Source organism: Vibrio sp. 10N.222.46.A1 (assembly GCF_041473595.1).
GTDB lineage: Bacteria > Pseudomonadota > Gammaproteobacteria > Enterobacterales > Vibrionaceae > Vibrio > Vibrio tasmaniensis_A.
The window spans coordinates 1-9,463 of the sequence record NZ_JBFRSN010000257.1; the positions used below are offsets into that span (position 1 = coordinate 1).

Consider the following 9,463-nt stretch of genomic DNA (forward strand, 5'->3'; position numbering starts at 1 on the left):
GCATACGAAGTTGATCGTCAAACAGATTGATATTCCATACCAAAACAAGAAGATCAAAGCGAACTTGCATCTAACCAAAACAGACAAACCACAACCGGTTGTGATTGTCAGCGCGGGTCTAGATAGCTTGCAAACCGATATGTGGCGCTTGTTTAGGGATTACTTAGCACCAAAGAACATTGCCATGCTAACGGTAGACATGCCATCGATAGGGCACAGTGCACATTGGCCGTTAACAGAAGACTCATCTTGTCTTCACCAAGCTGTCTTGAATGAACTGCCTAATATCCCGTGGGTCGATCACCACAAGGTTGGCTTGTTTGGCTTCCGCTTTGGTGGCAATGCGATGGTGAGATTATCTTTCCTTGAGCAGCATAAGCTTAAAGCGTGTATCTCTTTAGGCGCGCCAATTCACGATATCTTTGTTCATGCCGACAAATTGAAACAGATGCCTAAAATGCATTTAGATGTGTTAGCTTCGCGTCTTGGTAAAGGGGCTGTTGATATCAATAGTCTTTCTGGGCAATTGATGGCGTGGTCACTCAAGGTGCAAGGTTTGCTGTCAAACAGTAAAACCAGTGTGCCTATCTTGGCATTAGCGTTAGAGGGCGACCCAGTATCACCTCCAATGGATAACCAACTTGTTGCTATTTACAGTGATTACGGTAAAGCGAAGAAAATCAAAGCTAAATCAATTACACAAGGTTATGAGCAATCCCTCGAATTGGCGATAAAGTGGCTTGAGGATGAATTATTTAGATGACATTTCTCCTAAATTAGTTAAGCATGAAAAGTGTACAAAGTAAGTACCTGATACTCAGAAATAATTTATAAAATCCAATTGCGTAGTTTCTACGTATAACATTCTGATTAACGTCATTCTTAACATTGAAATGGAGATTCAATATGTCAGAAGTGACACAACAACCTACGCATTATCGCTTGTTAAATGTTTTAAAGGCTATAGGCCCTTACTTAAGGGAGCCGCAATCAGAAGAAGGCCACTATATTTTTGATTGCTTGTCTGTGTGTGTGAACGATAAAAAATCGCCAGAAGAACGTGAGTTTTGGGGCTGGTGGTTGGAGTTGGATAAGTCGGAAGAAGGATTTTCGGCGAAGTACAACACGGGTAAATACAACATCGATGGTAACTGGGATCCTTTGCCATTACCTAAAAAGGCGATCGCTGAGGTCTCTCGAACTCAAGAAGCCTTTCACCAAAAGCTGGTTGATGAACTTCAAAAGAAATTTGAAATCGGCGTTCAGTTAGACGAAGAGTCTGTCGAATTCGTCTGATTTTAAAGGTTACTCTTCTATATAAAGCAAAAAGGTGCGATTTCGCACCTTTTCTGCTTGTGAATTCCCCTTTTGATTGCTAAAACATCACCTCTTATTTGTTTTATCCATAAAAGACTTCATGACAACAAATCATCAAAGCGGGACAACAACACAGCGTAAAACTGTCGTTGTTAAACTGGGTACCAGTGTCTTAACTGGTGGAACATTGGCATTAGACCGCGCTCATATGGTTGAGCTGGTTCGTCAATGTGCTGAATTAAAAAAACAAGGCCACTCTGTGGTTATGGTTTCGTCTGGCGCAATTGCAGCCGGACGGGAGCACCTTGGTTACCCCGCACTTCCCAACTCTATGGCAAGCAAACAATTGCTTGCGGCAGTTGGGCAAAGTCAGTTGATTCAAGTTTGGGAGTCTTTGTTTGCTATCTATGGCCTTAAGATTGGCCAGATGCTACTGACTCGTGCTGATCTCGATGATCGGGAGCGTTTTCTTAATGCACGTGACACGATCAATGCGCTTGTTGAGCACGATATTATTCCGGTAGTAAACGAAAACGATGCAGTAGCAACCAACGAAATTAAAGTGGGCGACAATGATAACTTGTCGGCCTTAGTGGGTATTTTGTGCGGTGCTGATAAGCTTTTGCTATTAACGGACCAAAAAGGCCTGTTTACGGCTGACCCTCGTAAAGATCCAAATGCTGAGCTCATCAAAGAAGTGAAAACTATTGATGACACACTGCGCAAGATCGCAGGCGGCAGTGGTACTACGTTAGGTACTGGCGGCATGGCGACAAAACTGCAGGCGGCTGATATTGCTCGTCGCGCTGGCATCGAAGTAATTATTGCTGCGGGCAGTGCTGAAAATGTGGTGTTTGACTCACTGAGTGACAACCCACAAGGCACACGTTTCTTACCTTTAGCGGAAGCGCTTGAAAACCGTAAACGCTGGATTCTAGCGGGCCCTGCTTCAGCTGGTGACATTGTGGTCGACGACGGCGCAGTAAACGCAGTCAACACTAAAGGCAGCAGCTTGTTGGCGAAAGGGGTTGTTCGAGTTAAAGGCGAGTTCTCTCGTGGTGAAGTTACCCAAGTCACAGACAGCAAAGGCAAGGTAGTGGCGCGTGGTATCGCCAGTTATTCAAGCCAAGACCTAGCAAAAATTGCAGGCAAGCACAGTAAAGATATTGGCGATATTCTTGGATACGATTACGGGTCAGAAGTCATTCACCGTGACGACATGGTTGTAATCCAAGAATAGCTCGTGATGATAAGGCGAATCGCCTTTTTGCATCCAAAGACAGACAGAATTTAGGGAGAGTTAAACATGGATTTAACTAACATGGGTATCGCAGCAAAAGACGCTGCTTTCCACCTAGCGACCGCATCTACGGCGCAAAAGAATAAAGCATTGGCGATTATCGCTGATGAGCTAGAAGCCAACGCAGCAACGATTTTAGAAGCGAACGCGAAAGATATCGAACTTGGCCGTGAAGCGGGTCTGACTGATGCACTGCTTGATCGTCTACTTCTTAACGAAGAGCGCTTAACCGGTATCGCTAACGATGTGCGTAACGTGATTAGCCTGAATGACCCAGTTGGCAGCGAAATTGACAGTAAGGTACTTGAAAACGGTATGTCACTCTCTCGCCGCCGCGTACCACTTGGTGTGGTGGGTGTTATCTACGAAGCGCGTCCAAACGTAACTATCGATATTGCAGCACTGTGTCTGAAAACTGGTAACGCAAGCATCCTACGTGGCGGCAAAGAGACATTCTTCTCAAACATGGAGCTGGTTAAAGTAATCCAGTCTGCATTAGAAAAAGCGGAACTTCCTGCGGCTTCTGTTCAGTATATCGAGAAACCCGATCGTGAGCTTGTCTCTCAACTGCTTAAACTGGATGACTACGTGGATATGATCATTCCTCGTGGTGGTGCTGGTCTGCACAAGATGTGTAAAGAGAATAGTACTATTCCAGTTATCATCGGTGGTTTCGGTATCAGCCATATCTTTGTTGATGAGAGCGCTGATCTTGAGAAGTCTGTTGATGTGGTTGAAAACTCGAAAGTTCAACGTCCATCAGCGTGTAATTCATTGGATACGCTGCTAGTGCATGAAGCGGTTGCTGAGGCTTTCCTTGCTAAGCTAACACAGCGTTTAGCAGGCAAAGTAACCTTGGTTGCTGACGCGAGTGCTAAATTATTGCTTACTGGTTTTGAAGACCAACGTGATGCGGTTGAAGGCGACTTTGACACAGAATGGCTAAGCTACACGCTAGGCGTGAAAGTGGTTGCTGACGTTGCAGAAGCGATTGACCACATGCGCGTACACAACGCGAGTCACTCAGATGCGATTATGACTAACAGTCTAGAGAGCTCAGAGCGCTTTATTAATTCAGTCGGTTCAGCTGCAGTCTATGTGAATGCATCAACACGTTTTACAGATGGCGCACAGTTTGGTTTAGGCGCTGAAGTTGCTGTGTCTACTCAAAAGCTGCATGCTCGCGGCCCAATGGGCTTAGAAGAGCTGACAAGCTACAAGTGGGTAGGTAAAGCGAACTATTTAGTTCGCGGTTAACGCTGGTCGTTAATTTTACTCCTCAGCTCATTTTTGAAATGGCGCTCGAGTAGCAATAATCAATGAATTACCACACAAAAGGGCCTTAATTGGCCCTTTTTCTTTCCTAACGTTTGGCAATTCCGTTACACTGATATTCAATTATTTGGAGGTGATATGCATTGTCCTTTTTGTTCAGAGAACGACACTAAAGTAATCGATTCAAGACTGGTAGCCGATGGCCATCAGGTTCGTCGTCGCCGTCAATGCCTTGCATGTAGTGAACGTTTTACGACTTTCGAATCGGCAGAACTTGTGATGCCTAAAGTCATAAAGTCGAATGGAAACCGCGAACCATTTAATGAAGATAAAATGGTGGGTGGTGTACAGCGCGCCCTAGAAAAACGCCCAGTGAGTGCTGATGCGATTGAACTTGCGATCAGTACGATTAAGTCACAACTCCGTGCAACTGGTGAGCGTGAAGTACCAAGCGAAATGATTGGTAACCTTGTGATGGGCCAATTGAAAGAATTGGACAAAGTGGCGTACATTCGTTTTGCCTCTGTTTACCGCAGCTTTGAAGACATCCGAGAGTTTGGCGAAGAAATCGCTAAATTAGAGGACTAACTCCTCAATCATGTCAAACTTTACTCCCCTAGATTTTCAAATGATGTCGCGTGCTATTCAGTTAGCAAAACGCGGCATTTACACCACTGCACCAAACCCTAATGTTGGCTGTGTCATCGTACACAGTGACGGTCAGATCGTTGGCGAAGGTTTTCATGCCAAAGCCGGTGAGCCTCATGCTGAGGTACATGCTATGCGAATGGCGGGCGACAAAGCAAAAGGTGCGACTGCTTATGTCACGCTAGAACCTTGCTCGCACTATGGTCGAACGCCACCTTGTGCTGAAGGTTTGATTAAGGCTCAAGTAGCCAAAGTGATTTGTGCCATGCAGGACCCAAACCCAAAAGTTGCAGGTCGTGGTATCAAAATGCTACGCGATGCGGGTATTGAGGTTGAAATCGGTTTATTAGAGCAAGATGCTCTCGACTTGAACCCTGCATTTATCAAGCGTATGCAAACGGGCATGCCATTCGTTCAGTTAAAGATGGCCGCTAGCCTTGATGGGCAAACGGCATTGGAAAATGGTCAAAGCCAGTGGATCACATCGCCAGAAGCGCGTCGTGATGTTCAGAACTACCGAGCAAAATCAGGCGCTGTGTTATCAACTAGCCAGACGGTGATTGAAGACAACGCCTCGTTGAATGTTCGCTGGGCAGAGTTGCCAAGCAGTATTAAAGCTCATTACGCTGAAGATGAACTTCGTCAGCCAATTCGCGTGATTCTTGATCGCCAAAATCAACTGTATCCTGAGCTCAAGTTATTCCAAACTCCAACATCGGTATTGAGAGTCGCTGAAACCTCTGCTGATATTGAAGTCGAAACCACAGATGCAGGTCAGCTCGATTTACACGATTTGATGCGCCAATTACCTGCGAATCATATCGACCATATTTGGGTCGAAGCGGGTGCTACATTGGCAAAAAGCTTGATTGAAGCGCAGTTAGTGGATGAGCTAATCCTCTATTTAGCACCTAAACTAATGGGCAGTGATGGACGAGGTTTGATGGGCGCATTAGGGCTCACTTCAATGTCTGATGTGATTGACCTAGAAATTAAAGATGTTCGACAGGTTGGTGTGGATATTCGCATCGTCGCGAAACCTATTATCGCGACGAAACCACAGTAGAAATAGTCATTCCAACAGCATACGTGTCGTTGACAACAAAAAGAGTTTTAAAATGTTTACAGGAATTGTAGAAGCCGTAGGTACATTGAGTGCAATCACTCCCCGCGGAGAAGACATCACCGTAACGGTTAATGTTGGTAATCTTGATATGGCTGACGTTAAGTTAGGCGACAGTATCGCGACCAATGGTGTGTGTTTGACGGTGGTTGAGTTTAACGACCACAGCTACAGTGCAGATCTTTCGCTTGAGACCCTGAAAAAAACGGGTTTTGTCGATTACCAAGCGGGCGATAAAGTTAACCTTGAGAAAGCAATGTTACCAACCACGCGTTTCGGTGGACACATTGTGTCTGGTCACGTTGATGGCGTGGGTGAGATTGTTGAACGCAACCAAGTTGGCCGTGCAATTGAGTTTTGGGTAGAAATGCCAGCAGAGATCTCAAAGTACGTAGCTCAAAAAGGTTCAGTCACCGTTGATGGTATTAGCTTGACGGTGAATGATTTACGCAAGAATGCCTTTAAGCTGACTATCGTTCCTCATACCTCTTCAGAAACGACCATAGATCAATTCAATGTTGGTCGCAAAGTGAATCTAGAAGTCGATGTATTAGCGCGCTATATGGAGCGTTTACTGCAAGGCCAGCAGCAAGAGTCTGAGCCTGACTCTCGATTAACAATGGAATTCTTACAGCAGAATGGTTTTGCCTAACCGTTGGTATAAAGTGCACTAAACATCACTTTGTAAAAGCGAGCAATATCATCAGGTTTAAATAGTGTCGGTTCTAGGAAGCAGAACCATTTCAAAGGATATAGAACAATGCCAATTAGTACTCCTCAAGAAATTATTGAAGACATTCGCCTAGGGAAAATGGTTATCCTGATGGATGATGAAGATCGCGAAAATGAAGGCGATCTGATCATGGCAGCAGAACATGTTACGCCAGAAGCGATTAACTTCATGGCGATGTATGGCCGTGGCTTAATCTGTTTAACACTGACCAAAGAGCGTTCAAACCGCATGGGTTTAGCGCCTATGGTCCAAGACAACAACGCTCAATACACTACTAACTTTACGGTTTCGATTGAAGCGGCAGAGGGCGTAACAACCGGTATTTCTGCATCAGACCGCGCTGTTACCGTTCAAGCTGCTGTGGCAAAAGACGCAAAAGCGGCTGACTTAGTTCAACCTGGCCATATCTTCCCTCTGACTGCTCAAGAAGGTGGTGTTCTAACTCGCGCAGGCCATACTGAAGCAGGTTGTGACTTAGCTCGGTTAGCAGGCTGTGAGCCAGCGTCTGTTATCGTTGAGATCCTAAATGACGATGGCACCATGGCACGTCGCCCTGATCTTGAAGTGTTCGCAGAAAAGCATGACATCAAGCTAGGCACCATAGCTGACTTGATCGAATACCGTAACAACACAGAAACAACGATTGAGCGCGTTGCACAATGTCATTTGCCAACAGAGTTTGGTGATTTCGAGCTTGTGACTTACCGTGACACGATTGATAACCAGATCCACTATGCAATGCAAAAAGGCAGCTTAACCGAAGGTGCTCCTTTGGTGCGTGTTCACCTGCATGACACGTTTACCGATCTGCTTCATTCAGACCGTGGTACCGAGCGCAGCTGGTCGCTAGATAAAGCGATGAAGCGCATTGGCGATGAAGGCGGTGTGCTGGTTATTCTTGGCAACGAAGAGTCGTCTGATTCTTTGATTCATAAAGTGAAGACGTTCGAAGCTCAAGATAAGAATGAGCAACCAACCATGGCTAAGAAACAAGGTACTTCTCGTCGTGTTGGTGTGGGTTCTCAGATTCTACAAGACCTAGGTGTTCATGATATGCGTTTGTTGTCTTCAAGCACTAAGCGTTACCACGCATTGGGTGGTTTTGGCCTTAATGTTGTTGAATACGTTTGCGAGTAAGATGACGTCTGTCCGTTTATAGCGACATAATTTACCGATGATTTCAGTGGCTCTTTTAGAGGTTAATTACGATAAAAGAGTAAAGTAGCCAAGCCCGATTCAAAACGTGTTGAATACACAAGTTTGGCTACTTGCTGCTCCAATATGGTTGGCAGCAGCGCTGCGTTATCATCTTTACATCTCCGGTGTCTGTTCTTCTAAATTAGCATTAGATATTGCTCACAGTTTTGTGCTAGAATCCGGCGATTCTCACTTGATGAAAATAGTTAAAGGAAGGCTTATGAAAGTGATCGAGGGTGGCTTCCCAGCGCCAAATGCAAAAATTGCTATCGTTATTGCTCGTTTCAACAGTTTTATTAACGAAAGTTTACTTTCTGGTGCAATCGATACTTTAAAGCGTCATGGACAAGTAAGCGAAGACAACATCACTGTTGTTCGTTGCCCTGGTGCAGTAGAACTTCCACTTGTAGCGCAACGCGTTGCAAAAACAGGTAAGTTCGATGCGATTGTATCTCTTGGTACAGTAATCCGTGGCGGTACACCTCACTTTGACTATGTTTGTAGTGAATGTAATAAAGGTTTGGCACAAGTGTCTCTGGAATTTTCTCTTCCAGTAGCGTTTGGTGTTCTTACTGTTGATACGATCGATCAAGCTATTGAACGCGCAGGAACCAAGGCTGGTAATAAGGGTGCAGAAGCCGCACTTAGCGCACTTGAGATGATCAACGTTCTTTCTGAAATCGATTCCTAATGGGGGCCAGTGTGAAACCAGCCGCACGTCGTAACGCACGTCAATTTGCTCTACAAGCAATTTATTCTTGGCAAATTACTAAAGAAAATATTGCTACCGTTGAAGAACAGTTCTTATCTGGTGGTAAGTATGATGAAGAAGAGCATCATGCCGCAGAACCTGCTCTAGCTATGCCAGAAACAGACGTTGCATACTTCCGCGACCTACTAACTGGTGTTGCTCTTAGCCACATGGAACTTGATAGCAAGCTTCGTCCATTCGTATCTCGCCCTATGCAAGATTTGGATTTGATGGAACTAGCGCTTCTACGTTTAGCTATGTACGAGATGACTCGTCGCGAAGATGTACCATACAAAGTGGTTATCAATGAAGCTATCGAGCTTGCGAAAGTATTCGCAGCAGAAGACAGCCATAAGTTTGTTAACGGTGTGCTTGATAAAGCTGCACCGCACGTTCGTAAGAAATAAGACGTTCGTATATTGAATCTAAAGGTCAGCTTTTATGCTGGCCTTTTTTGTAACTAAATTTCTGTAATATCAATAATTACGGTGATTTGTATGAAGACTAAAGATAGGGCATGTGATGTCTGGCGAATTTAACCTGATTGAAAAATATTTTGTAAATCGACAACCACAACGTAAAGACGTACATCTGGCTGCTGGCGATGACTGTGCTTTGGTCAAAGCGCCAAGTAATGTTCAGATAGCGATTAGCACGGATACTTTAGTTGCGGGCACTCACTTCTTAACAGAGGCGAATCCGGCATGGGTAGCACACAAGGCGTTGGCTTCGAACATTAGCGACCTTGCGGCGATGGGTGCGACGCCTGCCTGGGTTTCATTTGCGTTAACCATGCCAGAAATCGATGAAGAATGGCTTGCTCCCTTCTGTGATTCCTTCTTCAAACTTGCAGACTATTTTGGTATTCAACTTATTGGTGGTGACACGACCAAAGGGCCGCTGAGTTTAACGCTGACTGTACAGGGCTTTGTGCCAGAAGGCCGAGCACTACGCAGAGATGGCGCGAAAGTGGGGGACTGGATTTACGTAACGGGTAACTTAGGTGACAGCAAAGCTGGGCTAGAGGTGATATTAGACCCAGAACAGAACAAAGCTAAGCCTTATGCACTTGAGTTAGAAGAGAGGCACTACATCAGCTCTCCACGAGTATTGGCGGGG

General features: G+C 45.2%; 11 protein-coding genes. All 11 read left to right on the forward strand.

Annotation, left to right across the window (positions count from 1 at the left end):
- Positions 1-763 (forward strand): alpha/beta hydrolase (locus AB4496_RS08905; RefSeq protein ID WP_372130826.1); only part of this gene is annotated, 763 nt, incomplete at its 5' end.
- Positions 764-906: 143 nt separating this feature from the next.
- Positions 907-1,296 carry a sigma factor-binding protein Crl gene (gene crl / locus AB4496_RS08910; RefSeq protein WP_009847473.1) on the forward strand — a complete coding sequence of 130 codons (390 nt, stop codon included), beginning with the start codon at positions 907-909 and terminating at the stop codon, positions 1,294-1,296.
- 76 nt (positions 1,297-1,372) lie between these two features.
- Positions 1,373-2,557, forward strand: a complete 1,185-nt coding sequence (proB, locus tag AB4496_RS08915; RefSeq protein ID WP_170962708.1) for a glutamate 5-kinase — start codon at positions 1,373-1,375, stop codon at positions 2,555-2,557.
- Positions 2,558-2,623: 66 nt separating this feature from the next.
- On the forward strand, positions 2,624-3,874 hold the full coding sequence (locus AB4496_RS08920; RefSeq protein WP_102257772.1) for a glutamate-5-semialdehyde dehydrogenase: 1,251 nt from the start codon (positions 2,624-2,626) through the stop codon (positions 3,872-3,874).
- A 156-nt stretch (positions 3,875-4,030) separates the two neighbouring features.
- Positions 4,031-4,480, forward strand: a complete 450-nt coding sequence (gene nrdR / locus AB4496_RS08925) for a transcriptional regulator NrdR (protein WP_004734394.1) — start codon at positions 4,031-4,033, stop codon at positions 4,478-4,480.
- Between the two features lie 40 nt (positions 4,481-4,520).
- Positions 4,521-5,606, forward strand: a complete 1,086-nt coding sequence (ribD, locus tag AB4496_RS08930) for a bifunctional diaminohydroxyphosphoribosylaminopyrimidine deaminase/5-amino-6-(5-phosphoribosylamino)uracil reductase RibD (RefSeq protein ID WP_102257860.1) — start codon at positions 4,521-4,523, stop codon at positions 5,604-5,606.
- Positions 5,607-5,658: 52 nt separating this feature from the next.
- Complete coding sequence (locus AB4496_RS08935; protein WP_102257773.1) at positions 5,659-6,315, forward strand: riboflavin synthase; 657 nt, start codon at positions 5,659-5,661, stop codon at positions 6,313-6,315.
- A gap of 108 nt (positions 6,316-6,423) precedes the next feature.
- On the forward strand, positions 6,424-7,533 hold the full coding sequence (gene ribBA, locus AB4496_RS08940) for a bifunctional 3,4-dihydroxy-2-butanone-4-phosphate synthase/GTP cyclohydrolase II (protein ID WP_017096788.1): 1,110 nt from the start codon (positions 6,424-6,426) through the stop codon (positions 7,531-7,533).
- A gap of 280 nt (positions 7,534-7,813) precedes the next feature.
- A complete protein-coding gene (ribE, locus tag AB4496_RS08945) occupies positions 7,814-8,284 on the forward strand; it encodes a 6,7-dimethyl-8-ribityllumazine synthase (RefSeq protein ID WP_004734398.1) in 471 nt (156 codons plus the stop codon).
- A complete protein-coding gene (nusB, locus tag AB4496_RS08950; RefSeq protein WP_004734399.1) occupies positions 8,284-8,751 on the forward strand; it encodes a transcription antitermination factor NusB in 468 nt (155 codons plus the stop codon). Before ribE ends, nusB begins: the two co-directional genes overlap by 1 nt.
- Positions 8,752-8,866: 115 nt before the next feature.
- Positions 8,867-9,463, forward strand: a 597-nt coding sequence (gene thiL, locus AB4496_RS08955) for a thiamine-phosphate kinase (RefSeq protein WP_372130828.1), incomplete at its 3' end; no start/stop codon positions are given.